General features: G+C 34.3%; 30 protein-coding genes. 8 read left to right on the top strand and 22 right to left on the bottom strand.

Going from position 1 to position 26,740, the window contains the following annotated elements; genetic code table 11:
• Positions 1 to 11: 11 nt before the first annotated feature.
• The 19 genes from DB891_RS09140 to DB891_RS09050 all read right to left on the bottom strand — a co-directional run bounded on the left by DB891_RS09140 (position 12) and on the right by DB891_RS09050 (position 16,528).
• Positions 12 to 269, bottom strand: a complete 258-nt coding sequence (locus DB891_RS09140; RefSeq protein ID WP_116762769.1) for a phosphopantetheine-binding protein — start codon at positions 267 to 269, stop codon at positions 12 to 14.
• Between the two features lies 1 nt (position 270).
• Complete coding sequence (locus DB891_RS09135; RefSeq protein WP_116762767.1) at positions 271 to 888, bottom strand: 3-oxoacyl-ACP synthase; 618 nt, start codon at positions 886 to 888, stop codon at positions 271 to 273.
• Positions 888 to 2,021 carry a beta-ketoacyl-[acyl-carrier-protein] synthase family protein gene (locus DB891_RS09130; RefSeq protein WP_116762766.1) on the bottom strand — a complete coding sequence of 378 codons (1,134 nt, stop codon included), beginning with the start codon at positions 2,019 to 2,021 and terminating at the stop codon, positions 888 to 890. The genes DB891_RS09135 and DB891_RS09130 overlap by 1 nt, the downstream gene beginning before the upstream one ends.
• Before the next feature lie 36 nt (positions 2,022 to 2,057).
• Positions 2,058 to 2,504 (bottom strand): acyl-CoA thioesterase, encoded by a 447-nt coding sequence (locus tag DB891_RS09125; protein WP_116762764.1) that lies wholly within the window; start codon positions 2,502 to 2,504, stop codon positions 2,058 to 2,060.
• A complete protein-coding gene (locus DB891_RS09120; protein WP_189337128.1) occupies positions 2,479 to 3,762 on the bottom strand; it encodes an ABC transporter permease in 1,284 nt (427 codons plus the stop codon). Before DB891_RS09120 ends, DB891_RS09125 begins: the two co-directional genes overlap by 26 nt.
• On the bottom strand, positions 3,752 to 4,450 hold the full coding sequence (locus DB891_RS09115) for an ABC transporter ATP-binding protein (protein WP_189337130.1): 699 nt from the start codon (positions 4,448 to 4,450) through the stop codon (positions 3,752 to 3,754). Before DB891_RS09115 ends, DB891_RS09120 begins: the two co-directional genes overlap by 11 nt.
• A 63-nt stretch (positions 4,451 to 4,513) precedes the next feature.
• Complete coding sequence (locus DB891_RS09110) at positions 4,514 to 5,512, bottom strand: BtrH N-terminal domain-containing protein (protein ID WP_116762761.1); 999 nt, start codon at positions 5,510 to 5,512, stop codon at positions 4,514 to 4,516.
• Positions 5,512 to 5,916 carry a hypothetical protein gene (locus tag DB891_RS09105; RefSeq protein WP_116762759.1) on the bottom strand — a complete coding sequence of 135 codons (405 nt, stop codon included), beginning with the start codon at positions 5,914 to 5,916 and terminating at the stop codon, positions 5,512 to 5,514. The genes DB891_RS09110 and DB891_RS09105 overlap by 1 nt, the downstream gene beginning before the upstream one ends.
• A 5-nt stretch (positions 5,917 to 5,921) precedes the next feature.
• Positions 5,922 to 6,392 carry an ABC transporter permease gene (locus DB891_RS09100; protein ID WP_116762757.1) on the bottom strand — a complete coding sequence of 157 codons (471 nt, stop codon included), beginning with the start codon at positions 6,390 to 6,392 and terminating at the stop codon, positions 5,922 to 5,924.
• A gap of 16 nt (positions 6,393 to 6,408) precedes the next feature.
• Entirely contained in the window at positions 6,409 to 6,849 is a 441-nt protein-coding gene (locus DB891_RS09095; protein ID WP_394335992.1) for a hypothetical protein, read from the bottom strand.
• Positions 6,849 to 7,982 carry a beta-ketoacyl-ACP synthase III gene (locus DB891_RS09090; protein ID WP_116762755.1) on the bottom strand — a complete coding sequence of 378 codons (1,134 nt, stop codon included), beginning with the start codon at positions 7,980 to 7,982 and terminating at the stop codon, positions 6,849 to 6,851. The genes DB891_RS09095 and DB891_RS09090 overlap by 1 nt, the downstream gene beginning before the upstream one ends.
• Before the next feature lie 7 nt (positions 7,983 to 7,989).
• The gene (locus DB891_RS09085) at positions 7,990 to 8,895 is read right to left on the bottom strand and encodes an NADPH-dependent FMN reductase family protein (protein ID WP_116762753.1); all 906 of its coding nucleotides are present in this window, start codon (positions 8,893 to 8,895) and stop codon (positions 7,990 to 7,992) included.
• Positions 8,896 to 8,943: 48 nt separating this feature from the next.
• Positions 8,944 to 10,599 (bottom strand): phytoene desaturase family protein, encoded by a 1,656-nt coding sequence (locus tag DB891_RS09080; RefSeq protein ID WP_116762751.1) that lies wholly within the window; start codon positions 10,597 to 10,599, stop codon positions 8,944 to 8,946.
• Between the two features lie 67 nt (positions 10,600 to 10,666).
• Positions 10,667 to 11,548 (bottom strand): LpxL/LpxP family acyltransferase, encoded by an 882-nt coding sequence (locus tag DB891_RS09075; protein WP_116762749.1) that lies wholly within the window; start codon positions 11,546 to 11,548, stop codon positions 10,667 to 10,669.
• A gap of 76 nt (positions 11,549 to 11,624) precedes the next feature.
• Positions 11,625 to 11,876, bottom strand: coding sequence for an acyl carrier protein (locus DB891_RS09070; protein WP_116762944.1), 252 nt, complete (start codon positions 11,874 to 11,876; stop codon positions 11,625 to 11,627).
• Between the two features lie 69 nt (positions 11,877 to 11,945).
• Entirely contained in the window at positions 11,946 to 13,193 is a 1,248-nt protein-coding gene (locus DB891_RS09065; protein ID WP_116762747.1) for a beta-ketoacyl-[acyl-carrier-protein] synthase family protein, read from the bottom strand.
• Positions 13,194 to 13,211: 18 nt separating this feature from the next.
• Positions 13,212 to 13,943, bottom strand: a complete 732-nt coding sequence (gene fabG, locus DB891_RS09060; RefSeq protein ID WP_116762745.1) for a 3-oxoacyl-ACP reductase FabG — start codon at positions 13,941 to 13,943, stop codon at positions 13,212 to 13,214.
• A 192-nt stretch (positions 13,944 to 14,135) separates the two neighbouring features.
• Positions 14,136 to 14,960, bottom strand: coding sequence for a hypothetical protein (locus DB891_RS09055; RefSeq protein WP_116762743.1), 825 nt, complete (start codon positions 14,958 to 14,960; stop codon positions 14,136 to 14,138).
• 47 nt (positions 14,961 to 15,007) lie between these two features.
• The gene (locus DB891_RS09050) at positions 15,008 to 16,528 is read right to left on the bottom strand and encodes an HAL/PAL/TAL family ammonia-lyase (protein WP_116762741.1); all 1,521 of its coding nucleotides are present in this window, start codon (positions 16,526 to 16,528) and stop codon (positions 15,008 to 15,010) included.
• A gap of 196 nt (positions 16,529 to 16,724) precedes the next feature.
• Between DB891_RS09050 and DB891_RS09045 the strand changes: the two genes are divergently transcribed.
• Positions 16,725 to 17,792, top strand: coding sequence for a methyltransferase (locus DB891_RS09045; RefSeq protein WP_116762739.1), 1,068 nt, complete (start codon positions 16,725 to 16,727; stop codon positions 17,790 to 17,792).
• A 130-nt stretch (positions 17,793 to 17,922) separates the two neighbouring features.
• Positions 17,923 to 19,173 (top strand): NAD(P)/FAD-dependent oxidoreductase, encoded by a 1,251-nt coding sequence (locus tag DB891_RS09040; protein ID WP_116762737.1) that lies wholly within the window; start codon positions 17,923 to 17,925, stop codon positions 19,171 to 19,173.
• A gap of 31 nt (positions 19,174 to 19,204) precedes the next feature.
• Here DB891_RS09040 and DB891_RS09035 read toward each other — a convergent pair whose 3' ends face one another.
• The 3 genes from DB891_RS09035 to DB891_RS09025 form a co-directional block, all read right to left on the bottom strand.
• Complete coding sequence (locus DB891_RS09035) at positions 19,205 to 19,816, bottom strand: hypothetical protein (protein ID WP_116762735.1); 612 nt, start codon at positions 19,814 to 19,816, stop codon at positions 19,205 to 19,207.
• A gap of 29 nt (positions 19,817 to 19,845) precedes the next feature.
• Positions 19,846 to 20,439: a hypothetical protein gene (locus DB891_RS09030; RefSeq protein ID WP_116762733.1), complete on the bottom strand. Its 594-nt coding sequence runs from the start codon at positions 20,437 to 20,439 to the stop codon at positions 19,846 to 19,848.
• A gap of 190 nt (positions 20,440 to 20,629) precedes the next feature.
• Positions 20,630 to 21,238 carry a hypothetical protein gene (locus DB891_RS09025; RefSeq protein WP_116762731.1) on the bottom strand — a complete coding sequence of 203 codons (609 nt, stop codon included), beginning with the start codon at positions 21,236 to 21,238 and terminating at the stop codon, positions 20,630 to 20,632.
• Positions 21,239 to 21,688: 450 nt separating this feature from the next.
• On the opposite strand from DB891_RS09025, the gene DB891_RS09020 reads away from it, so the two are divergent.
• The 6 genes from DB891_RS09020 (at position 21,689) to xerA (ending at position 26,561) form a co-directional block, all read left to right on the top strand.
• Positions 21,689 to 22,120, top strand: a complete 432-nt coding sequence (locus tag DB891_RS09020; protein WP_116762729.1) for a hypothetical protein — start codon at positions 21,689 to 21,691, stop codon at positions 22,118 to 22,120.
• A gap of 107 nt (positions 22,121 to 22,227) precedes the next feature.
• A complete protein-coding gene (locus DB891_RS09015) occupies positions 22,228 to 22,560 on the top strand; it encodes an ArsR/SmtB family transcription factor (protein ID WP_116762727.1) in 333 nt (110 codons plus the stop codon).
• An 88-nt stretch (positions 22,561 to 22,648) separates the two neighbouring features.
• Positions 22,649 to 23,119: a DUF6428 family protein gene (locus tag DB891_RS09010; RefSeq protein WP_116762725.1), complete on the top strand. Its 471-nt coding sequence runs from the start codon at positions 22,649 to 22,651 to the stop codon at positions 23,117 to 23,119.
• 217 nt (positions 23,120 to 23,336) lie between these two features.
• Complete coding sequence (locus DB891_RS09005; protein WP_116762723.1) at positions 23,337 to 23,969, top strand: arsenate-mycothiol transferase ArsC; 633 nt, start codon at positions 23,337 to 23,339, stop codon at positions 23,967 to 23,969.
• A gap of 113 nt (positions 23,970 to 24,082) precedes the next feature.
• Positions 24,083 to 25,153, top strand: coding sequence for an ACR3 family arsenite efflux transporter (arsB, locus tag DB891_RS09000; protein WP_116762721.1), 1,071 nt, complete (start codon positions 24,083 to 24,085; stop codon positions 25,151 to 25,153).
• A 364-nt stretch (positions 25,154 to 25,517) separates the two neighbouring features.
• On the top strand, positions 25,518 to 26,561 hold the full coding sequence (xerA, locus tag DB891_RS08995) for a site-specific tyrosine recombinase/integron integrase (protein ID WP_116762719.1): 1,044 nt from the start codon (positions 25,518 to 25,520) through the stop codon (positions 26,559 to 26,561).
• Positions 26,562 to 26,740 lie beyond the last annotated feature (179 nt).

The following is a 26,740-nucleotide window of genomic DNA, read 5'->3' as shown; positions in this document are numbered from 1 at the left end:
AAAATCTAAAATTACTTAACTCTATTAGCCCCAATATAGGCCGCCATAGTTTCTATAGATTGAAAAATAGTTTTTCCTTCTTTTGGATCTACTAATTTAATTCCATAATCTTTATCAAGCATTACAATAAGTTCTAATGCATCAATAGAATCAAGTCCTAATCCGTCGCCAAATAAGGCGTCATTATCATTAATATCGGCAACAGCAATATCTTCTAAATTTAATACTTCAACGATTTTGCTTTTTAATTCTTGTTTTAATGCTTCCATGTTAATTATTATATAGTTTTTTTAATGTTTGTTCATTGTGCATAAAATCACCTTGCTTACCAACTAAATAAAGGAAAGCAGTGTATTCTTCATTATAATATTCCACCCAACCACACAGTACTTTATCCGCTTTTTTGGTTTCCAAAAGTAGGTTTGCATACTGCTCCATAAATACTGGATTGAAGTCCGCAAATATATAGAAAGAATTTTCGCTTTTGAGTTGATGTCTAATACTAATTTCGCCTAAACAAATATTAGGCAAAGTATAAACAAAAACGGCTGGACTTGGAAAATAATTCTCCTTGTCGGAAATTGATTTTTGATATTTCACATCGGTATCCAGACTCGATGATTTATTGGAAAATACAAGGGCAGTATTGTTTTCTACCAAAGGATCATTATCTGCTTTTAAAAGTAATTCCGCTCCAAGAAAAGCGAGTTTACTCAAACTATCCATTTTAAAAAACTTAGGATAATTTATGTCGAAATGCTGGTATGCTTTCTTCGAAAAATCAGCAAATGCAGTCGAATCTATTTTAAAAACAGATTCCCCATTCAGTACAACTTCATTATTCTGGATCGTACAAAAGGATTCTATGTAAGTCTTATTTGTTACCATTAGTTCACTTTTTCGAATAAAACCGCCGTATTACAGCCACCAAATCCAGAAGCTGTTTTTAGAAAATAATGAATGCTTTTATTTTCATTTTTTTCAATAACGTTAATAGATTGACTCACTCCCAATGTATCAAAACCCAAAGAAACAAATAATTTATTCTCCAATACAGATTGAATTCCTATTACTGTTTCTAGTAATCCCGAAGCGCCTAGAGTATGCCCATAAAAACCTTTCAAACTATTTACGGGAACCTTTTCAAGTCCTAATCTATTAAGCGCAATGGCTTCCATTTCATCATTAAAAGGAGTTGCTGTACCATGTGCCGAAATATAATCAACTTGATTACTGTTTATTTGGGCTTCCGCCAAAGCACTTTCGATACTTCTAAAAAGACCTTCTCCAGTTCTTGAAGGACCTGAAATATGGTTGGCATCATTGATAGAACCATCCCCAATAATTTTTATTTTAGCATTTTCTTTATCCTTAGAAACTAATACTGCTGCTGCTGCTTCTCCTAGCGTTACCCCGGTTCTGTTTAAAGAATAGGGTTTACATGGCAAGTCACTCATCGCTTGAAAAGAATTAAAACCGGATAAAACAAACGCTGAAACTTCATCACCTGCCACTATGAATACATTGTCATACGCTCCGCTTTGAACTAATCGTTTGGCCACCGAAACCGATAATACACCAGACACACAAGCATTTGAAACCACAATTGGTTCTGTTTTAAATTCGAAAAAATCTGCAATCGTTTTGGCTAATAGATGCAAATAAGCAGGTTCAACAGCATTTTGATTTTCTAAAGCCGTAATATTTCCTTTTGTGGTAGAAAGAATAAAGGCCGTTCGTTCATTTAAAACAATTTTAGCTTTTTTAAGGATTGGTTCTAAAGCCAAAATCATCATTTTTTCTAACCTAGAATAATGGGTAGCAGGAGTCACTTTGGCGAAAGCCAAATCCAAATCGGCATCCTTAATAATAGAAGCATAAAATGGGGTTTTCATCAACAACGAATTGTGATGCAATTGAATACCGGAAACTACATCCCCAATATTTTTTATATTGGTAGCCACATCAAACCCAATGGGAGTAATGCAATTTGTTTCGGTTATATATACTTCTTTTATCATTTTATTTTATCAATCAACCCTGTCAGGATTCTATATTTACAACAATCCCACTTTTCGTTTCCATTCTTCATAAAATGGAGGATTGGTCAGCATTAATTCTCCTTTATTATCCAAAAATACTTGGACTGTTTCTCCAGTACAGGCAATTTCATTCTTGGCATCAAATATTTTATATCTAAAAATCATTTTTGCGGCAGGCGTATCTACAATGGTGGTTTCTATTCGAGCCACATCACCATAACGCAACGATAGTTTATGTTCGCAGGTAGATTTTACAATGGGAGTGGTAAAACCGCTATCAAAAACATCTAAATAAGAAATCCCATGATGACGACCAAAAGCTTCTCTTCCGTCTTCAAAATAAGTTATATAGTAGCCATGCCAAACAATTCCAAGAGGATCTGTTTCGTTAAATCGTACTCTAATCTCTTGTGTAATTGTCAAAGCTTTAGCTTCTTTATACTGCTCTTTTCTTCTTATCATACAGCAATGCTATGGTTGTGGTAACTATGAAAAATAAAAATAACAAACCTAATTCTGGTAGTAAATCCAAAATACTTGCGTTGCGCAAAAGTACATCATAAAAAGCTTCTAAACCCCAGTTCATAGGTGAGGATTGTGCAATAACTTGCATTATTTTGGGCATGGCAAAAACAGGAACCCAAACTCCTCCTATGGCAGCCAAAATTATGACTGAAGTAGCTCCAAAAGGGGCCGATTGCTCTTGTGTTTTGGCTACGGTTCCCAATAAAATTCCGAATCCTATCGCCGCAAATCCAGAAAACAAAGCGACAACACTCATCAAAATTAAATTCCCTTGAACGTTTAGAGCCGGTAAACCCAAATATGGAAACAGAAACACGGCAACCCCAATCATCATATAAAACTGAATCATACAAATGATCAAATACATTAGCGTTTTTCCCGCCAAAACAATTTGACTCGAGACAGGATTGGTGCGTAATCGGATAAAGGTTCCTTGCGTTTTCTCTTTTACGATATTGATTGACAATGGAATTACAATAAAAAATATAGCAAAAAGTGTCCAAGCCGGAACATTATGTTGTACTGAGTTGGGTATAATTTCCTTGTTGTTTATTCTAGGAACGATCTCTTTGAAAGTAATAAAACTATTTTGCTCAAAACTAGTATCTCCCTCCCCTAATTGATCTTGAAAAGTGGTATAAATGGATTTGGTTTCTATTTGAGAAATCATTTTATCAATGGAGTTCATTACTCCACTTTTAAAACTCAGCTGAACTGCTGGATCAAAATAAAGTTTTACCTCTTTTTGGTTTACAATTTTTATTTGCTTCTTTACCGCCAAGGAGTCCGAAAAACCTAAACTGCTTACAATTCGTTCTACATTTTGATCAATCTTGAGTTGTAAATCCCTACTTAAATGCGACGGAATAACAATAGCCATTTGGAATTTCCCTTTAAAAACAGCTTCTTTGGCCACAGCCTCTGTAATTGGCACATCATCTATAGTGGTAACAACACTAAAAACGTTGCTCTTTTGCAAATTATCAAAAACCGTTTTAGAGACATTTCCTTTGTCATAATCAACCAACAAAATTGGGATTTTTGAATCGGTTACCGTTTTAAAAGTATTATCTTGAATTAATGTCACTGTTATTATCAATACCAAGGGCATTAAAAAAAGGGTAACAACTCCTCCCATATCTCGTTTTAACAACAAGAACTCTTTATAAACGGACATGAAAAGTTTATATAACATCTCTCAATTCGTTTCCGGTTAATGAAATAAATACATCTTCAAGATCTCTGGCATTCGCTGTAGCGGCAATTAAATCACGCGGCGTTCCTTCTGCATAAATTATTCCTTCATCAACAATCGCAATATGGGTACAAAAATCTTGTGCTTCAGATAAGTGATGTGACGTATAAATAATAGTTGTCCCTGACTTGTTGAGTTGTTTTAGATATTCGATAATAACATTTTTAGAGTGTACGTCGACACCAACAGTAGGCTCGTCTAGAAACAATACTTTCGGGTTATGCAATATTCCTGCAATCAAATTGACACGACGTTTCATCCCTCCCGAAAAAGTTTCAACACGTTTATCCGCAAATTTTAACAATCCAAGAAAATCCAGACTGTCAATTACTTTTTCTTTAAGATCATTTCCTTTTAAGCCATACATACTTCCAAAATAGAGAAGGTTTTCCCTAGCGGTCAAAGTAGGATACAAGGCATATTCCTGAGGCACAACACCAATGATTTGTTTAATTTCATCTGCGTTTTTGGCGTAGCTCAAACCATCAATGGTAAAACTACCCGAGGTTGGTTTTACCAAACCACAAAGTATCGAAATCAAAGTCGTTTTTCCGGCACCGTTGGGACCTAGCAAACCGAAGATTTCTCCTTCTTTTATATCCAAAGTAAAATCGTTCAAAGAATACATTTCGGCATCTTTGTATATTTTGGATAAATTTGATATTTGGATAATGGATTTCAAAATAGGGTATTAGCGTATTGCTTGTTTCAGTTTCTTAAAAAACACTTCTTCTTTATCGGCAATAGCCAAAAGTTCGTCTGCAATTGTATTGTAGGCATCTTCTTTTGTACTTCTGTTTTTATAAATCCTTGAAGCTTCTACTGCAAAATCTCTCCATAAATCACCGATAGCAGTCATTTCTTGTGAAAGAATTTTAAGTTCACTATTTTCTAAAATAACCGATGCTTCTTCAAGAAAAGCAGCATATATAAATCGGAAACCACCGCCTCCAGTTCCTATTTCTTCTTGCATTCTAACCATTTGAGCCAAATAATGATTGGCTTTCTTAGTTCCGTTTTTAACAGGCCATTTTCTGATTTGTTTAGCTACAAATCGAATACCACGCACTCCTATTATTGGCATTGGTGCCAACATATCGCGACAAGTATTTTTTATTCCTTTGACAATTGCGCCTTTTAAATCAACGTTTTGGGGAATTTGAATCGGATAATACATCTGTCCTCTTGGAGCAAAAGCACCTTTGGCAAAACGAACTTTATTTAGTTCATCATGCGTCAAAGTCGTCACATTTTCCATTACGGGATCGCTGATTAAATAATCCGTTTCCGTTTTTCCGTAAACCACTAAGTTGTGAGCGTTAAAATGGAAACGATATTCGTCCGGAAAATACGTTAAGTTGTACACCCCAACCTGCAATCCAGAAGGGATATTATTTTTTAAATTTTCATCTAATGCTTTAATGGCATTGGCTTCGCTAGAAAATTTTTGTCTTTTTATTTTTAAACCCAAACGGTTAGCCAGTTTATTAAAAATTTGCCCTGGCATAGGTCTATAACTAATTGCCGGTGCATAATTTACTTTCAAAAAAGGTAAATAAACAAAGAAAAGTCCCGAACCTATTCCAAAAACCATCGGCTCACTAATATTTAATCCATTATGCTTTAACAAATTGGAAGCTACTCCATTTTCACAATGGGCAGATTGATGATGCGTAAAATTAGTTTCCATTACTTTGTTTTAAAATTTTTTAATTCTTCAATACTGATATTGAATGACTCTGCATATTTTTTTAAAATAGTATCGCTTAATCCCGCAAATACTTTGGGTTTGAAGTGTCTCTTCACACGCCATTGCCACATTCCTACGTAACTGGCAAGAACACCAATATCCATTCTGCTAACTTCCATGAAATAACAAATTGGACTTACTTCATTATTTTTCACTTGTTCTTTTGCAATAGCGATACGTTCGCTTATTTCATCAATAGAATTAGTTAATGCAATCGTTTTTGGTTCCCATCCTGTACTCAAAGCAGTTGTATAATTGCCTTTCTCATCTGTGGCATAAACCAACTCTTTCATGTTTTTATTCGAAAGATTGCCTTTATCCTGTGGAACTTCTTCTTGCTTCATATAATCTATTTTTTTAAATTATTCTCTTGTATATAAAGATTAATTTCTCCCTCCAAAAGTAATTTTTCCCCAGTATATGTTTTACAATTCATGATGCATAAGCTATAAGAATCGGTAACAAAACTGGAAACCAATACGGCTTTCGCAATAATGACATCGCCAACTTTTGGAAGCGAATGAATTTTTAATGTTTTGATGGCACTTATAAAACCGACAACATCTACCCCTTCTTTATCATTGCAATCTTCATCTATAAAATAGTCTTTTGCCACGACGGAAGAGCACGTTTGGGCCATATTCTCTATTAATCCGGCTTCGACAAGAATATTGTTTTCGATAAAAATATTATTCTCTTTAATTTCAAAAATGGTTTCTACGTTTTCGTTATCCATTTTTAAAATCAAATCCACCATAAGCATCGGATCTCGATGTGGCAAATACCGCTTTATGTCAACAAGATTTGAGGCTTCTTTCATTTATGGTGTTTCAAAATTATTTAGCCAAAACAGTCTTCATTTGACCTTTAGCTATTTCTACATCATTTATTTTTGATACAACATCAACCAAAGTAATCCCCCCAAATTCCTGTAAAATAGAAACTGTTGTCTGAATTTCGTCGTTCAATTTTGGGAGTTCTTTTATTTGAATTTCTTTAATGGAACCTATGTAACCCGTTGGTGCTGGTTCTTGTTTCAAATAAAACTGATATCCGGTGTGTAACGCCACAGATTGTGCCATGTGTTCTATCAAACCAGACTCTAGCAAATTTCCGTTTTGAAAAAAAATAGCATTTTCTTCAATTCTAAAACTAGAAAGCAATGAAGTTTCGGTATAAGAGTAGAGCTTATCTACCATTACAAATGGGAATTTTTGTGGAATTAAACTCCCTACAAAATCTTTATCCAACCCTTTATCAATTGTAGAATTCATCATTAACAAACCGTTAAATAAGCATAAGCATACGAAAAACGACCGCTTTCTGGAACAGACAAAAGTATTTTATTTCCTTTTTTCAGTTTACCGGAACTCATTAATTCTTCTAAAGCCAAATAAATAGAAGCGGCTCCTACGTTTCCGACATATGCCAAATTCATAAACCATTTCTCCATTGGTATAACCATTCCTCTTTCTGCTAGAGATTTACTCAATCCTTCAACAAAATAATGAGAGGAAACGTGAGGTAGAAAGAAATCTATTTGATCAGCTGTAACATTATTTTTAGCTAAAGCATCACCCATACTTTGAGCGCCCTTTACTAATATGAACTCATCTAACAATTTAACATCTTGCTTGAATGCGAATAATGATTCTTTGAGCCATTGATCCGGACTATAGTCATTCCAAGGTTTTATCTCTCCGCTTTCTAATTTATCTCCACCTGCATACATACACGTTTCTAGCTCGTGTGCATATGAAAAAGCTTCCATCCATTCGATTTTTAAAGAAATCGAATCACTTGGTTTATTTTCTAGCAAAAAAGCACCTGCTCCGTCTGATAACATCCATCGCAAAAAATCCTTTTTGAAAGCCAAAATAGGTTGCTCTTCCAAATTCTTTAAATTAACAACTTCATTTTCAAATTTTTTGGAAACCATCCAAGTAGATAATTTTTCAGAACCTGTACAAACAGCATTATTAGTACTCCCTGATTTTACGGATAGAAATCCGAATTTTAAAGCATTCATTCCTGCGCAACAAACTCCTGCAGACGAATTTAATTCTACCGATTTATTTTTTAACAAACCATGAACCATTGCAGCATGGGACGGAACAAGAATATCTGGTGTAGTTGTACCACAAGAAAGTAATTCCATATCCTGAGCGGTAAAACGATCATCAAATAATTCCTGAATGGCATTATTTGTCAATTCAGCATTGTTATGTGTGCTTGTTCCGTTTTTATCAAGAGCATAATAACGGCTAACAATTTTGTTATTTCTTAATATTAGTCTTCTAGCTTTAGAAGCGGTATCATTTATAAGTCCCAAATAATCCTCCATTTCGTCATTAGAAACGGCTTTATTTGGCAAATATTTAGCCGCTTTTGTAATATACACATCAAACATAATTATTCTAATTTATTCCTTTATAATACTGTATTTCTTTTTTTATTTTCTGAATCTTAAACGGATAAGTAACAAGGTGCAATATATAAACTATTGGTGAGATTAACCATATCGCAAGTAACAAATACACTTTAAAGACTTTTATCCATAACTTTCTGGATTCCTTTTTAGTAGTAATAAAGTTGGACCATTTATTGAATATTTTGTTAGCCGTTCTATCAACGGTAACTAAATAGGAACTGATTCTTACCGCATCTATTTCAATTAATTTTTTCTGTAAATCATCCAATTTATTTTCGTGCAAACTAGAAAGAATTACATTTCCAAATTTTGAAGATTCAGCAATATCTTTTTCAGAAACTCCTGGTAAAGGAAAAATACCTAAGTATTTCTTTTTCACACCCGAAAACATCCATTCAACAATAGTAATAACACTTATTAAATTACCAACCCGATCTACTAAAGCAATATTCCCTTTTAACAGTGCCCCATTTTGTTTCAATAAAACTTTTACTTTTTCTTGAGCCATAACCCACATGTTTCTTGAACCGCTTATGGTCACAACAGCTGTATTATTCAATAGTACTTTAGCCTCTGGACTTTTTAAAAATGAATTTACTGGAATTGAAGGTGTTAAGTACCAAACTTGGTAATTCAAAAGAATCAAATCAAATTTGGTTTTCATTATTTCTTCCGAGACAGGCTTTAACGCTGTTGGAATTTGCAAAAATGATTCCGGAAATGCGCCAAAAAAAGCCTCATTGTTCCAAGGAAATGGAAAAGGCTTCTCTAACTTAATTTCATGAAATAGTACATTTAGGTCATTTGATTGTAAAAGCGGTTTTGCAATATTTCTGGCTATAGATTCTAATTGTCCCGATTGAGAATAATAGATTACAAGGACGTTTTTCATTTAGGTAGATTTAAAAAAAGCGAATTTAACTTAAAATTATAATTAATACTAATCGACTTTCAAATCTTTGAAATTTCTTAATTTATGATCTCTTTTCACATGAATCCAATCTGGCCATGTCGTTGAGTCTTCGGCATCATAAATTCGTAATTTTTGATTGGCATCGTCAATTAACAAGTCTTCCGGTTTACACCCCATAATTACTGCCGCTGCAGCAACTCCCGAATGTGTTGCTCCCGCCACTCCATGCGAAAGCGTACTTGCACCGCAAAGAACCACGTTTTCAATCTCCGATTTATTCTTAAAGGAGAAAGGCCCCACCTGATTTAATGTTTTTTCCGTACCATAAACATTCCCTCTGGTTGAATTAACATAGAACTCATTTGTTTTAGGAGTACCCAATTCTACTTGAACGCAATTTTGTTTCGCACCGGGAATAACTTTTTCTATATTATTCATTAATTTGTTAATCACTTTCTCTTTAAAAATAATGTACTCCTCATTATGATAATCTTCTAAGCCATTAAAATCACTTAGACTATCATAATTGACATAAGTAACTACTTCAAAATTATGATATCTTCCATTGAAACTAACTGGGTCTTTCATTGTTGTACAACTAATGAAAACAGCCGGAAATGCATCACCTTCGGCAATTTCATTGTGCATTAGATCTTCAAAATTGGCATCATCATTCTCGTCCTTCATCATCCAGATATTACCGGAATCAATCCCAAATTGAGTAACATCGATGTCTAATGTCAAAAAAAGGATTAAAGAGGTCACAGAGTATTTTGTTTTTTCTAATTTCTTGACCAAACCTTTGCTTAAATGTGATTTTCCTATAAGACTTAAGTACGTAATGGAAGGATCGGCATTAGAAACCACGTTTTCAGACAAAATAATTTGACCACTTTTAAGTTGTACTCCAATCGCTTTCTTGTTTTCTACGATGATTTTTTCGACATCTTGCTTGACCCGAACTTCACCGCCATTTCTTTTTACGCCATTGGTCATCGCTTTTACGATACCGCCACCTCCGCCCATTGGGTAAAAACCACCATCTAAATAGTGACTCATTACAGAACAATGTACCGGAAAACAAGCTCTCTTAGGCGAAAGACCGTGATCACCACATTGAAGATTTAAAACTGCTTTTAATAAGGGATCTTTAATATGCCAACCAATAACTCTTTTTAAAGGAAATAAAGAAAATTTTCCGAAGTGTTTGGTTCTAAATGGAACGGTAATATTTTGCCAAAAACCTTTCAATTTTGGGATCAATTGCAGTTCACGACTCACTCTTTGCACAAGAGTCAAGTATTCTTTGATGTTTTTTTCTTCTTTTGGAAAACGATCAACAAGTACCTTTATTAAATTTTCGACCCCTGACGGAAAATTAAAAGTTTCGTCACCAATAATTCCGCGCTCATAACCGTTTTTATTCATCCGAAAGAAAACCATGTCATTAGCAATTCCAAGACCTCTATAAAGTTCATTTACAGATTGTCCTTCATCTATCAATCCTACATAATGTACGCCTGGACTAAAACGTTGTCCTTTTAAAGTAAAACTATGACTCCAACCACCCGGAACATAATGTTGTTCTAAAACCAAAACTTTTTGACCCGCACGGGCTAAACAAATCGCTGTAGCCAATCCTCCAACACCTGAACCAATAATGACTGTATCAAATTTCTCCATAAATTTTTATCTTTTTATAAAATACAAAATCAATGGAAAAGCTGAATTGTAGTCTAATAAACCGTTATTATTTTTGTAATTGGTTCCAAAAATCAAAATAATTGAACCACTGCAAAGGGTATTTTTCAAGCATCATTTCAACATTCTTTGTGTATTCTCTCAACAATCCTTTTTCATCACGATGTTTTACTTTGGCTTCTCTTGTATAAAGATGATAATGCAGATTGGGCTCTTTCATTACATATACAAAAACAACTGGAACTTTTAATCTAGAGGCTATAAGGAAAGGACCTGCCGGAAAAAGGGCTTCTTGTCCCAGTAAATTCTCGCTCAAAGATTTTACCCCTTCAAAATATCTATCGCCTGTAAAACAAACCAATTCATTTCTAGCCAAAGCTGCATTTATCTCAAAAATGTGAGATAAGTCATCACTAATGATTATAAACTTAATGGTTGGTTTTTGGGTAATACTTTCCAGATAATTTTTTATCGAAGAATGCTCTAAATCGGTAGTAACCAAGTTAATTTGAAAATTAACATCAATCTCACTAAAGAAATGTTCGGCTATTTCAAAATTCCCAATATGAGCACTTATAAGCACTCCCCCTTTTTTCTCTTCTAAAAGTTTGATAAGAATTTCTCTTCCATCATGCTCATAAGTAAACTTGCTTTTCAATCCAGCTCCAATTGCAATTTTATCTATAATAGTCTGACCAAAAGTATAATAGCTCTTAAAAACCATTCTTTTAGATTTAAAATAGGAATACCCCAATCTTTTTCTAAAATAATAAAAGATTGAGGTATTGCTTTTTTTAAGGAAAATAAAATAATATGAAGCTACAAAATAAAGGATCAGATAAGCGGATTTAATTCCTACTTTTTTAATAAAAAAAACGAAGATTTTATATCCTAAAACAGTGCCTTTAGATTTTCCATCCCATTCACTCATTTTTAAATTGTAGATTTTAGTCCCGAAAGTTTTCGGGAGTAGATTTTAGATTGCTTGTCGCATCTAAAAATATTAATTAGGCTTTAACTTTTAATTTATTTTCGATTAAATCATAAAAACTTTGAAATGAATCGATCCCTACGAAATCCACTTCAACCAATTTTACACCAAAATTAGATTCAATTGAAACAACTAAATCTACATAATCTAAACTATCTAATCCCAAAGTGTCTTTTAAATTGGCTTCTGGCTGAATATCATCTCCATCCACTTCGAATTCTTCAATCAAAAACGCTTTAATTTTCTCTATTATAACTTCTTTATTCATGTATACTATTATGTTTTTTTTATTGGTAACATGCAATTTGTCTATCAACATTAGCTTTTACGACTAATTTTAAGATAGGCTCATTTCATTGTTTTTTTTATACTTTTTAACTACTAATGCTGAATTTGTTCCTCCAAAACCAAAGGAATTCGACAAAAATATATCAATTTTTTTATTTAAAGTGGTTTTAACCAAATTTAATTTTGCTGCATCTTCATCTGGGTTTTCTAAATTGATATTTGGCGCAATAAAATCGTTTTGCATCATCAAAATAGAATAAATAACCTCACTAGCTCCCGCCATCCAACATTCGTGTCCTGTCATTGATTTTGTGGAACTCACATACGGATTACTTTCTCCAAAAACTTCAAAAATGGCTTTTGCCTCATTTGTATCCCCTACAGGTGTAGATGTTGCGTGTGCGTTTATGTAATCTACTTGACTCGCTTTTATTCCAGCTTCATCAAGGGCTCTTTGCATGGCTATAGAAGGACCTTCAACATTTGGAGTCGAAATATGTCCCCCATTAGACGAAAACCCATACCCTACAACTTCGGCCAGAATAGTTGCTCCTCTTTTTATGGCAGATTCGTATGATTCCAGAATTAATGTTGCACCACCACCACTAGGGATTAATCCATCACGGCCAGAGTCAAAAGGTCTTGACGCTTTAGATGGTTCGTCTTCCCTAGGGGAAAAAACACCTAATCCGTCAAAACTACTCATCGCATATTTATTAATTTCTTGTGCTCCTCCGCAAATAATCATTTCCTGAAAACCACTTTTGATTAAAAAATAAGCCAATCCGATAGAATGGGATCCACTTGCACAAGCCGCACTAATGGTTAGATTAATCCCTCTCAATTTAAAAATGGTGGAGAGATTCATCGTAACGGTTGAATTCATGGATTTAAAAATTGCTCCAGAACCAATTAAAGCAGTATCTTTTTTTTCTCGAATAATATCCGTAGCTTCAATAATAGCCTTTGAAACACTATCGTTTCCGTACATTATCCCAACTTCATTTTCGTCAAAAAAAGAATCATCTATATTGGCATTTTTCAACGCCTCAATAGTTGCCATATAGGCATACTCTGTTTCTTCTCCCAGACTAATTCTTTGTCTTCTTGAAAGTAAATTTTTTAAATCGGGCTTAGGAACCATACCCGTTAAAGCAGAGCGAAAGCCAAATTCCTTACGCTCGGGATCAATAGAAATGCCAGATTTTCCTTTATACAAGGAATCTTTTACTTCGTCTAACGATGTTCCTATACAGGAATAAATTCCCATTCCTGTGATCACAACTCTTTTACTCATTTTTGCTTAAGGTAATTTTTATGAATAAATCCCACCATTTATATTAATTATCTCCCCAGTAATATAGCTCGACTTCTTAGAAACCAAAAAACTAACTAAATCAGCTACTTCTTCGGCTTCACCAAAACGATTCACGGGAACCATTTTTATTAGCTCTTTTTCATCAAGTTGGCTCGTCATATCGGTTTTAATAAAACCTGGAGCCACTGCATTTACTGTGATATTTCTTTTGGCAACTTCTTGTGCCAAGGCTTTTGTTGCGGCAACTACAGCTCCTTTGGCGGCAGAATAATTGGTTTGTCCAGCAGTACCTTTTACCCCAGATAGCGAAACGATATTAACAATACGTCCGTATTTATTGCGCAACATTTTTTGGATAAAGAAGTTAGTCACATTAAAGAATCCATTCAAACTGGTATTCACAACACTAGACCAATCTTCCGGACTCATCCACATAAACAATCCGTCTTTTGTAATACCTGCATTATTCACAATAGCTTCAACAATAGCAGTAGGATTCGCTTCTTGCCATTGTGTTAAAACACTTTTCACTTCTTCGAAGTTTACTACATCAAATTGCAAAATCTCACCAGTAGCTCCATTTGCAATAACTTTTTCTAATGTTTTTTCAGCGGCTTCTTTATTCGAATGATAATTAATCAAAATATGATAGCTGCTGTCTTGCGCTAATTTTTCACAAATAGCACTACCAATTCCTCTTGAACCTCCTGTTACCAATGCACATTTCATATTTTTATTTTAGATTTCATACAATATAAAATTATTTTTATTTTTAAAAAACTTCGGCATTTTTAAACCATTGATTTCCTAAAACAGAATCGTTTGGTTTTATGAAACCCCATTATACGACTAGCAAAAAGCTAAGTTCAAATAAAGCTTAACTTTTTTTTGAACAAGTATAAATCTAAAAGACTAATAAAATCAGTCTTTTTTATTATCCTTATTTAATAAGTAACTTAAACAAAGATTTTCTTTAACTTCAACATCTCCTTCCCAACTAATAGTACCACTACCCTCAGCTGTAAAACGATGTATCCCCGGTTTAACTTCTACAGTAATTGTTCCTATAGATGAGCATTCAGGTTGAGAAGTAAATGCTTCCCCAAGTTCTCCGTAATATTTTTCCTCTAAGAATATTTTTATTTCATTTAATTTTTTTGAATCACACCAAAATGAAACAAAACCTGAACCTAAAGGCTTATCAACAATAGTAGGTTGCTCTAAATCATTTGTAAAATATAATTCTAAAGTTACTGTTCCTTCTTCAAATTCAACACTAATCAAACCCTTCCCTTTTTTAATAGCTGACATAACAGTAAATGGCTTTGATAATCGGTTCCAATTTTCTACAACAAATTCTTTAATTTCATTGTTTTTCATCAATACTTTTGCAGGAGAACAATAGTTATAACTATCAGTAGCAATAATAGAATGCCATCCATCTATAATTTTTTCAGGATAATGTTCGGAATCGTTATAAGTTGTTTTAACTAAATTAACTTTTGCTTGAGTTTCTGATAAATTTGCTTCTCTTTTCTTTTTATTAAATATGGTCTTTTTTAATGAAGATCCTCCGTATGCAATCATGTTAATATGAGTCTTCCAACTACTGAACGCGCCAGGAACAGCAGGTCTTTTGTTCGTTTGATCCACAGCATTAACTCCTGATGTATTAATACTAATGTAATTTTGCGCATTTGCAATTGATGAAAACATTAAAGCTATTATAATAATTTTTAGTTTCATTTTTCGTGTATAATACTAATTTATAGTTGTGTATTTCAATGTTACAATTAATTATTAATCAAATAGTCTTTCACTTTTTGAACAAAAGGATACATTACCTGATCTTTTTCGAACCTTGGAATAATGACACGAATATCATCGTATATTTTTCTGGTTACCGATGAAATTTGATCTTTTTGTTCTAAATAGTCAATCGCTTGAACAATCGTAATCAACTCTATTGCTAATACTTCAAAAGAATTCTCAATTACTTTTGCGGTAATAACTGCTGCATTTGTCCCCATACTCACAATGTCCTGATTGTCATTATTGTTTGGAATACTGTGGATATACATCGGATTAGACAACATCTGGTTTTCGGCAGTGGTTGAAGTGGCGGTAAACTGAACTCCTTGCATCCCGAAATTAAAGCCTAAAGTCCCTAAATTTACAAATGGAGGTAAAATTTCGTTTATTTTTGAATTCAACAAATAATTCAATTGACGCTCTGCAAGCATAGTCAATTTGGTAATTACTATTTTTAATTTATCCATTTCCAAGGAAATATAATCTCCATGAAAATTCCCTCCATGATAAACGTGTTGATTTTTCACGTCGATAATCGGGTTGTCATTAGCCGAGTTAAATTCCTCTTCAAGAATCGAAGCTACATTATCAATTGTTTCCAAAACAGGACCTAAAATTTGAGGAACACAACGCAGGGAATAATACTCCTGAACTTTTTCCTTAAAAATATTTTCGGTGTTTTCTCCAGAATATAAATGGTCTTCTCTTTTTCTAATTAAGGTACTGTCCGCAAGATTTTTTCTCATTCTTGCAGCCACTTCGCGTTGTCCTTTGTGACGTTTCGTATTGTTTAATTCTTCCGAAAAATGGTCATCATAAGCTTGTACAATTTCATTTATAGCACAAGAAAATTTAAGTGACCAGTCTAATAATTTATTGGCATGGTGCACATTTACCACTCCAATACCCGTCATTACAGAGGTTCCGTTCATCAAAGCTAAACCTTCTCTAATTTCTACTTGAATAGGTTCTAAATTCTCTAATTTGAAAACCTCTTGGGTAGGTCTTCTTTCTCCTTTATAAAAAACCTCACCTTCCCCTATAAGAACTAAAGCTAAGTGAGCCAATTGCACTAAATCACCACTTGCCCCCACGCCACCATGCTCAAAAATTAATGGGGTAATATCTCTATTTATTAATTCTTTCATAAGGTGAATTAAAGAAGGATGAACTCCTGAATTACCTAAGGAAAGTGTATTTAGTCTAGCCAATATCGCTGCTTTAACACAAATAGCATTCAATGGTTTTCCGGTACCCGAAGCATGACTTCTAATTAAGTTATATTGCAATTGAATACGATCTTCATCTTTTATACGATACTGAGCCATTGGTCCAAAACCCGTATTAACACCGTAAATAATTTTATTAACTGAGAAGTTTTTTAAAAAATCAAAACTTTCATTTACTCTATCTAAAACAACTTGGCTTATATCTATTTTACCATTATTAAAGATAACGGCTTCGAACTCTTGTAAACTTAAAAATTCCTTAATTTCATTCATTCTAACGGTGTTTTTTAACTAAATAAATCAAAAATTAATTTTTATTTAGAATATATTGTGGTTTATTTGACGGACGCAAATGTAGCATAATATCACTTAAAAAAGTAAATCGACACATTTTTTTGTTTCTCAACTTCTTTATCACCGCTAACAATAACTACAACAGCCACTTATACTAAACTAACAAAAAAAAAGAATGAAAGATTTTGGTTCTGATAAAAAGAATGTTGTCCAAGCAAATTTAGATGCACAAAAAATTGCTTTTGCCCCAATTATGTTTCAAGCAGCAAAGTCACTTCGTAATTTAGGCATATTAGACTATTTATTCAATAAAGGCAACGCAACTATAGAAACAATTGCAACTGAATTGAATTTATCCGTATACGGCGTAAAAGTTTTGCTTGAAGCCGGATTGAGTTTAGAAATGGTATACTTGAAAGACAATGAATTCATATTAACTAAAACGGGTTATTTTATACTAAGAGACAAAATGACCAATATAAATATGGATTTCACACAAGACGTCAATTATCTTGCTATTAACCATCTAGAAGCTTCTATTGTTAACGGAAAACCTGAAGGATTGAAAGAACTGGGAAATTGGGATACTGTCTACATCGGATTATCTGAATTACCCGAAAAAATCAAGAAAAGTTGGTTTGATTTCGATCATTTTTATTCGGATTATACTTTCCCTGAAATAATGCCAATATTATTTGGAAACAATCCTAAATCTTTTTTGGATGTGGGCGGTAATACCGGTAAATTTTCTATGCAATGTGCAAAGTATGATCCAAAGGTGAACATCACCATTTTAGACCTACCTGGCCAAGCCAATGTTGCTCGAAAAAATATAGCCGAAGCCGGATTTGAAAACAGAATTACTGCAATCGACACTAATTTATTAGATAATTCCATTCCTTTCCCAAAAGGATATGACATTATATGGATGAGTCAATTTATAGACTGTTTTTCTTTACAGGAAATCAGCGGACTTTTTGCAAGAGCTTATGAAGCAATGACCGATGATGCTAGTTTTTATATCTTGGAAACCTTTTGGGATTTACAAAAATTCCAAGCATCAACATACAGTTTACATGCCACTTCCTTATATTTCACGGCTGTTGCCAATGGAAATAGCCAAATGTTCCATTCAAAAGACATTTTAAAAGTTATCGAAAAAGCAGGATTTGTAGTTGATGAAATGCATGAAATCATAGGAATGAGCCATACACTCATTAAATGCAAAAAAAGAATTTTATAAGCCTATAAAATTTTAAATTTGCACATAATAAAAAAGCAATACTGATTTAAGCTAATAATAAAATGCTCCTTTTTTTTTGAAAAGTGCATGAATCAAGTATTAATCAACACAGTTTATAAAAACAATAAAAATGTTACAAGAATTCGTAGATGTTTTAATTATAGGAGCGGGGCCATCCGGATGTGTATCAGCCTCCTATCTTCATAAAAACGGAATAAAAATTAAGGTTGTAGAAAAAACAAAATTCCCCCGAATTGTAGTTGGAGAAAGTCTTATACCTAGAGTAATGGATCATTTTGCTGAAGCAGAATTATTTGAATGTCTAGATGCCATGAATTTTGAGAAAAAATTAGGCGCCCGTTTTATTAGGGGAGAAGAAATTTGTGTATTTGATTTTAGCGACAAATTCACAAAAGGTTGGGATTGGACTTGGCAAGTTCCAAGAGCTGATTTTGACAATACAATGGCGCAAGAAGTGATTCGAAAAGGAATCGATTTAGAATTTGAATCGGAAGTCATTTCGGTTACTTTCGAAGGCAAAAATTCGACAACCGTTGTTAAAGACAAGGACGGAAATTTAAAAGAAATTCATGCTAAGTTCATCATCGATTCCAGTGGTTACGGCAGAGTTTTACCTCGACTTTTAGATTTGGATACGCCTTCAAAACTAGATCCGCATTCGTCTATTTTTACCCATGTTGTAGATGTCAACCGTCCCGAAGGCGAGGAAGGAACGATGATCTCCTTTGACATACTGGAAACCGAAGTTTGGTTATGGGTAATCCCTTTTTCTAACGGAAACACAAGTTTAGGAGTAGTTGGACCAACTTCATTTATCAACTCCCTTTCCGAAAATAAAGACAATGCCGAAGCATTAAAAAACGCCATACAACTATCTGATTATTATATAAAACGTTTTGCCGGAGTCGATTTTATATTTGAACCCGTAAAATTAGAAAACTACTCTCGTTCTGTAAAGAAAATGTACGGTGATGGATTTGCACTTACAGGAAATAGTTCAGAATTTTTAGATCCAGTATTCTCATCGGGTGTTGCATTTGCAACCGAATCCGGTATGCTTGCAGCAAAACTTTTCTTGAAAGAATCACAAGGCATTACTGTAGATTGGGAAACCGAATTTACAGGATATATGAAAAGAGGAATTGCGGTTTTTACCACTTACGTAAAAGAGTGGTACACCGGTAATTTACAAACCTTGTTTTTTCATCAACCAGAAAACCTAGAAGTAAAAAGAAAAATATGTGCCGTACTTGCCGGTTATGTTTGGGATGAGGACAATCCGTTTGTAAAAAAACACGATAATCTTATCAAAAATATGGCTCACTTACTCGAAATGGAAAGTGCACAAAAAAAATCCTAGTTTTAAAACTAGGATTTTTTTTACCTCAAAATTATTTATATACTTTCTCCAAAAGCATTTTCGCCAATGATTTTCCAGTTTTAGCATATCCTTCTCCAATCCTGGCTTCATTACTGAAATTATTACCCCACTGGTCTCCTGGTGCATTTTTACTGGAAATCTCAAACAAAACATTTGATTTATTATTGGTTTCCACGAATAGCAAAAATGTTGAGACTCTTGCAGGTTCTTTCATTATTCCTGCATCCCAACCCGGATAAATCCATATTGTTTTTACAATTAAAGTATATTTTGCGGTGGTTAATCCCTCTTGAAAACTAACTTCCTTTTTACCCTTTGAATAGACAACATTCATTAATTCCAAAAATTTTGGATTCCAAATTAATTCTTTACCGGCATTCCATTTTTTTTTCCAGATATCACCAATGCCTTTTGTTTTTTCATTTAGCTCCTGAGCTCTTTTTGTAATATACTGTTCTTCTGATAATTTTTCTTTTAGCAAAGTCATTTTGCTATAGTCAAATTCAACATTAATTTCTTTTTGATCTTTGAGAAAATCAAAATCTCCTTGCATGACACTCATCTCTTGAGCTGTCATCAAGCATGAAATGAACAATACTGTAACTACAATTATTTTTTTCATTTGTCTTAAATTTTAAAATGTTATTGTCTTTATAAAAACCTTTTAAGTTGCATAACCATGTTTTTAGCCAATTTTTCATAAGCCCCGGCGATACGATCTCCTTGATCAAATTCAAATGTGCCTTGTGCCAATCCTATTGACTTATCAAATTCCATTTCCACCAAAATATTTTTGGGGTTAGCCGTTTCCACAATTGTTATAACAGCACTGATTTTTGCAGGTTGGGCTGCAGCAACAACACTATAACCAGGATAGATCCAAGTGGTTTTAATGCTCATGGTATATTGTAAATCACTGTTCTTCTCACATTTTATTTCCCCTTTTTCAAATCGTTTGTTGAAATATTCCATGAATTTGGGTTCGTATTTATTTTCTCTGTCCTTATACCAATCCTTTCTGAATTTTTCCGATTCCCCTTCAACCTCTTTCCTTTTATCCATTTTATCGGCCAAATACGCTTCTTCAGTTTCAAAACCATCGACTTTCAGATTCGTATAATCAAAAGTAACATTATAGGCAGCAATCCCTTTTAGGTTACTCACTTTTCCTGATAAAACATCAAATCGCTGTGCGGAAGCAACAGAAATAAAAAATAAAAATAATAAAACGACACTTTTTTTCATATGTAGATAATATTGTTTTTGTTAGATCCCGATAGGTATCGGGAGGTATCGCCAGATCTTCATTGGTGTTTGCGACAACTGTTGTCATGGCGATTTCATAGGTAAAATAATCTTAAACAATTTGATATGACTTCTATGGCATAAAAAAATCCCCATAAATAGGGACTCTTTCGTTTCTAGTATTAAACTATTACTTATATGCTTTTTTTAAGAGCATTTTGGCTACTGATTTTCCAGTTTTTGCAAAACCTTCCCCAATTCTGGATTCGTTACTAAAATTATTCCCCCATTGATCTCCTGGTGCGCTATCACTAGAAATCTCCAATAAAACATTCGACTTTTTACTCGTTTCCACAAATCTCAATACCGTACTCACCTTGGCTGGTTGCTTCATGATTGCCGCATCCCAACCTGGATAAATCCAAACTGTTTCTACTATTAGAGTATATTTTGCGTTTACCAATCCTTCTTGAAAACTAACCTCTTTATTCTCCTTTACTAAAACAATATTTATTAATTCCAAAAATTTAGGATTCCAAATTAATTCCTTACTTGAATCCCATTTCTTTTTCCAAGTATCACCAGTTCCTTTAGTCTTATCATTTAATTCTTTGGTTCTATTGGCAACATATTGCCCTTCGGTCAATTTCTCTTTCAAAAGAGTCATTTTTGAATAATCAAATTCAACATTAATCTCTTTTTGATCCTTTAAGAATCCGAAATCTCCTTTTACAACATCCATATCTTGGGCGCTCATGATAGAAGAAACAAATAATACTGCAAAAACAATTTTTTTCATTTACTTTTTATTTTTAAATTAATATAACATTCCTTACAACCAAAAATATATATTTTTTTTCCATTTATCGCACTTATTAAAATAAAAATGACACTAAGCCAATATTAAAATATATGACTATCCGTGACTTGTACCAAAAATATATAAACGGAGAATGGAACACGGATTATACTGATTCACTAAAGAGAAAACGCTGATAAAAACGGATTTCAATTTAGAATGTGTTGAAAATAGCGGATTATCCCGCCTTCGGCAGTTGACGGATTATAATCTAATTAATAAAAAAGACTCTTGGTACTCATTACGGATAGTCATATTAAAATATTAATTATAAATATTAAAAAACATACATTTCTTACATTTAATTTTTTTTTAAATTTTTACTTACTTTTACATAATAAAAATTACAAATATTTAATAACTAACTATTTAACGACACAAAAAACAACTATGAAAAAGAAACTATTTATCACAGCCGTTCTCCTTGGAACCATTTCATTTACCAATGCACAAAGCGTGGGAGACATCACAAAAGCAACCAACACCGCAAGCAAAACAGCAACTACTGCCGCAGCAAGCTCATTTGACGTTGCAAGCATTTCAAACCAAGTAATGGGAGTATTATCTCCAAAATTGAAGTTAACCGACGCCCAAAAACCGGCTGTAAACTCATTAGTAAACGAAACACTAAACAAAAAGAAAAATATTTTACCAACTATGACAACTGATAAAGCCGGTTACGCTTCAAAAATGACAGCCAACAGAGAATCGTTTTCAGCCAAAATGAAAAAATTAGTAAGTCCAACCCAGTTTACAGCACTTAGTGCTTTATTGCCAAAATCAGCTTCTGCAGTAACACCATTAGTACAAATGTTGTATTAACACATTGGAAACAAATTATATTAAGATTACCTAAAAAGCAAAATTTAATCAGTTTTGCTTTTTTATTTAAAAACTATATCGTAATATTGCAATATAAATATATGACGATGGGAATTACTAAAACAGAACACTTCACAGACGAGCAAAACGAATTGGCTATTTTGGCAAAAGCTATCGGTCATCCTGCCCGCATTGCCATTATCGAATACCTATTAAAAATGGACAGCTGTATTTGCGGAGATATTGTAAATGTATTGCCTCTAGCTCAGCCTACCGTTTCGCAACACCTAAAAGAACTCAAAAACGCCGGACTTATAAAAGGCAATGTAGAAGGAAACTCAGCCTGTTATTGTATCAACGAAGTTGGTTTCGAGAAAATCAAAGGCTTTTTTCAGTTGGTCAGTAATTATATAGATAAAAAGAAAAATCATTGTTGTTAATGAAAATATCAAGAATTGAGTATCAAGTACAAAGAAACCATAAACTTCTAAACTCTTAAACAATTTAAACTTTTAAACTTTCCTCATCATGAAACTATCAGAAATAAAAAAACACTTAAGCACTGCAACAGGAGTGACTTTTCAGTTGCCAAACGGAACATTCGTACCCGAACATTTCCACGTAACTGAAGTTGGAATGATTACCAAAAACTTTATCGATTGTGGTGGAACCGTCCGCAAAGAATCGGTTGTGAATTTTCAATTGTGGGATGCCAACGATTTTGACCACCGATTGAAAGCCCAAAAATTATTGAATATCATTGCCCTTTCCGAAAAAGTATTGGGACTTGAAGATCTAGAAATTGAGGTGGAATACCAAGACAACACTATCGGAAAATACGATTTGGGTTATAACGGAGAGACTTTTTTATTGTTGAACAAACAAACCGCTTGTTTGGCATTAGATCAATGTTGTCCTCCACAGGAAAAACAAAAAGTAAAATTATCCGAAATAGGAAACGAAGCCAACTGTTGCACTCCTGGTTCAGGATGTTGCTAACAAACACAAACTCATAACTATTTCACTCGTGAATACTTTTTAACTTAATAAACAGTCAACATTATATTCAAAAAAAGATGGCCCACAGATAACACCGATCGAGCAGATCATACACAGATTAAAAATCTCATTCAAAAATCCGTGCCAATCAGTTCATTCCTTGTTAACTGTGGGCTAATATTCACCTTGCAAGCAAACAACCAAAGACCTATTTCAAATGACACAAACCAAAAGCAATCTATTTACGCTCATCAATAATACCATAGACACTTTAGATTTCGCAAGCATTTCAGTCGAACGCAAAACCATTTTGCAACCGCTTATAGATTTCATCCAATCGAAAGTAACGGCAAACCAAGACATCCGACTCAATTTCATCTGTACCCACAATTCCCGCAGAAGCCATTTGTCCCAAATCTGGGCGCAAACCGCAGCAGCGTATTACAACATCAAAAACGTGTTTAGCTATTCGGGCGGAACCGAAGCTACCGCTTTATTCCCGATGGTAGCCCAAACATTAACCAATACTGGTTTTCAAATCAAAACGCTTTCCGAGGGCAACAATCCCGTGTACAGCGTAAAATACAACGAAAACGATCATCCGGTGATTTGCTTTTCCAAAACATACGATGACGCTTTCAACCCTCAAAGCGAATTTGCAGCCATTCTGACTTGTTCCTCAGCCGATGACGGTTGTCCGCTTATTGTAGGAGCCGAAAAACGAATCCCCATCACCTTCGAAGACCCAAAAGCCTTTGACAACACCCCACAACAAGCCGAGAAATATCAAGAACGTAGCATCCAAATTGCAACCGAACTGTTTTATGTTTTCTCACAAGTAAAAAAATAAACTCAAAATTTTAACCATTAAGAGATTAAGTAAATGAAGGTTCAAAGTAAAGCTTAATGAGCCTTAATCCCTTAATGGTTCAAAAAAAATAAATGCTAAAAAATAATTAAATTATGTCAGCAAATAATTGTGCTCCCGCTTTAGAGCGAAAAAAATTAGGCTTCCTCGACCGCAACCTTACCCTTTGGATATTTCTAGCCATGGCTCTAGGCGTTTCCATTGGTTATTTTATTCCATCGAGTAGCGGATTCATCAACTCCTTTTCGAGTGGAACAACCAACATTCCTTTGGCAATTGGGTTAATCTTGATGATGTATCCGCCACTGGCCAAAGTCAAGTACGAACAAATGGGTGAAGTTTTTAAAAACACCAAAGTTCTTGGCGCATCTCTGTTTCTCAATTGGGTTGTGGGGCCAATTTTAATGTTTACTCTCGCCTTACTCTTCCTAAACGGCTATCCCGAATACATGATAGGAGTCATCCTCATCGGGCTTGCACGCTGCATCGCCATGGTCGTAGTCTGGAATGACCTAGCCGACGGAAACCGAGAATATGCCGCGGGATTAATCGCCCTCAACAGTATCTTCCAAGTATTAATGTTCAGCTTTTACGCTTACGTATTCATCACTATACTGCCACCTTATTTTGGGTACGACGGCTTTGAAGTCAACATCAGCATTGGGCAAATTGCCGAAAGTGTGGGCATCTATCTCGGCATCCCCTTTGCCCTTGGTATCATCAGTCGCTACGCCTTAATTACCACCAAAGGAGCCGAATGGTTCGATACCAAATACGTTCCTTTCATCTCCCCCATCACCTTAATTTCCTTGCTGTTCACCATCGTATTAATGTTCAGCCTCAAGGGCGAATTAATCGTCCAAATCCCAATGGACGTTGTACGCATCGCCATCCCGCTAGTGATTTATTTCGTCATTATGTTCGTCATGAGTTTCTTCATCGGCAAGTACTTTGGCGCTGATTATTCCAAGTCAACCGCCATTGCCTTCACCGCCACTGGGAACAATTTTGAGTTGGCCATCGCCGTAGCCATTGGCGTTTTCGGCATCAACAGTGGCCAAGCCTTTGCAGGTGTCATAGGCCCATTGGTCGAAGTTCCCGCTCTAATCGCCTTAGTCAATGTCGCCTTTTGGTTTAGAAAAAAATATTATAGCAATAAAGAGTAGCATTATTAGGAGCCATTTCCTGCTATCCGCTTGTATCTTTTCTTAAGGCAAAGAAAAATTGCCTCAAAAAAAGGATACCGCTTCTATCAGGGCTAGGGCATTCATTTTCAAAAGAAGATTTGTTTTCAAAAATCACATAAGCTGCAATTCCATAAAATTTGGGATTGCAGCTTTTTTTTAACCCTGACGCCTAAAAATGATTAAAGATTTTTGATTTCAAAAGTTTTAAACCTCCTAAAATCTAAATTTCCATTCACTTATCAGAAAACCTGAAGTCTGAAATCGTTAATCTAAAATCTTCAATCTAAAATAATTCCCCTATCTTTATACTTCAATTATACGCCATACTTCAAATATACGCCTTATGAACTGGAAAGCACAACTCATCAAACGCCGTGGTGAAAGCCGAATCGCCATTTATTTCGAAAAAAATCCCGATTGGACTGACCGAATCAAGCAACAAGAAGGATCCCGATGGAGCCAAACCTTAGGAGTTTGGCACTTACCCGACACCTTCGAGAACCGAATGAAGTTTCAGATTGTCGAAACTCCAATCAGACACCCTTCGACAGAAGGAATCGCACAAATAGAAAAATTCAAGCACTGGTTATTATCCAGACGCTATAGCGAAAGCACCATAAAAACCTATACCGAAGCCTTAAAATCCTTTCTAACCTTTTACAACGAAAAACCGGTTGCCGAAATCACCAATAACGATGTCATACGGTACAATAATGAGTACATTTTAAATAACAATTTGTCGGCATCCTATCAAAATCAAATCGTGAATGCCATCAAATTGTTTTTCACAACCGTACTAGACACGAAAATAGAGCTAGACAAAATTCACCGTCCCAAGCGAGAAAAACTACTTCCCAATGTTTTGAGTAAGGAAGAGGTAAAATTGATACTGAATGCACACAGCAACCTAAAACACAAAACGATGTTGAGTTTAATTTATGCTTGCGGATTGCGTTGTGGAGAACTCCTAGCCCTTAAACCGGTTCATATCGATTCCAAAAGAAATATTGTAATGTTAAAAAGCGCAAAAGGGAAGAAAGACAGAATAGCTCCCTTAAGTCCAAAGATATTGGAGATGTTGCGGGATTATTACACAATTCACAAACCCACTACCTATTTATTTGAAGGACAAATTTCTGGCTCTCCATACGATTCAAGGAGTTTACAACTTGTATTAAAACAAGCTTTAAAAAAGGTTGGAATTCTAAAACCAGTAACATTGCATTGGTTACGCCACAGTTTTGCCACACATTTATTGGAAAGCGGAACTGATTTACGTTATATCCAAGAATTACTAGGCCATAACAGCAGTAAAACCACCGAAATATACACCCACGTTAGTACGAAAAGTATTCAGCAAATAAAAAGTCCTTTTGATGATTTGTAATCTTTTTTTGTTATTTTTGAAAAACAAAAAAACGAAACAAACCTTCGCCAATCTACCCAACTGACGGATGTATAGACGAAGGTTTGTTTCGCATATATACTAGTTGGAGGTAATTGGCACGTACCACTTAGACTACGACGTTTTTTCACAATGAATTTTCGGGATATTTTTTTGGGATG

It is taken from the genome of Flavobacterium laiguense (genome assembly GCF_003097655.1).
Taxonomy (GTDB): domain Bacteria; phylum Bacteroidota; class Bacteroidia; order Flavobacteriales; family Flavobacteriaceae; genus Flavobacterium; species Flavobacterium laiguense.
The sequence above is the reverse complement of the archived record's forward strand: the minus strand, read 5'-3'. Positions and strand labels throughout refer to the sequence as shown.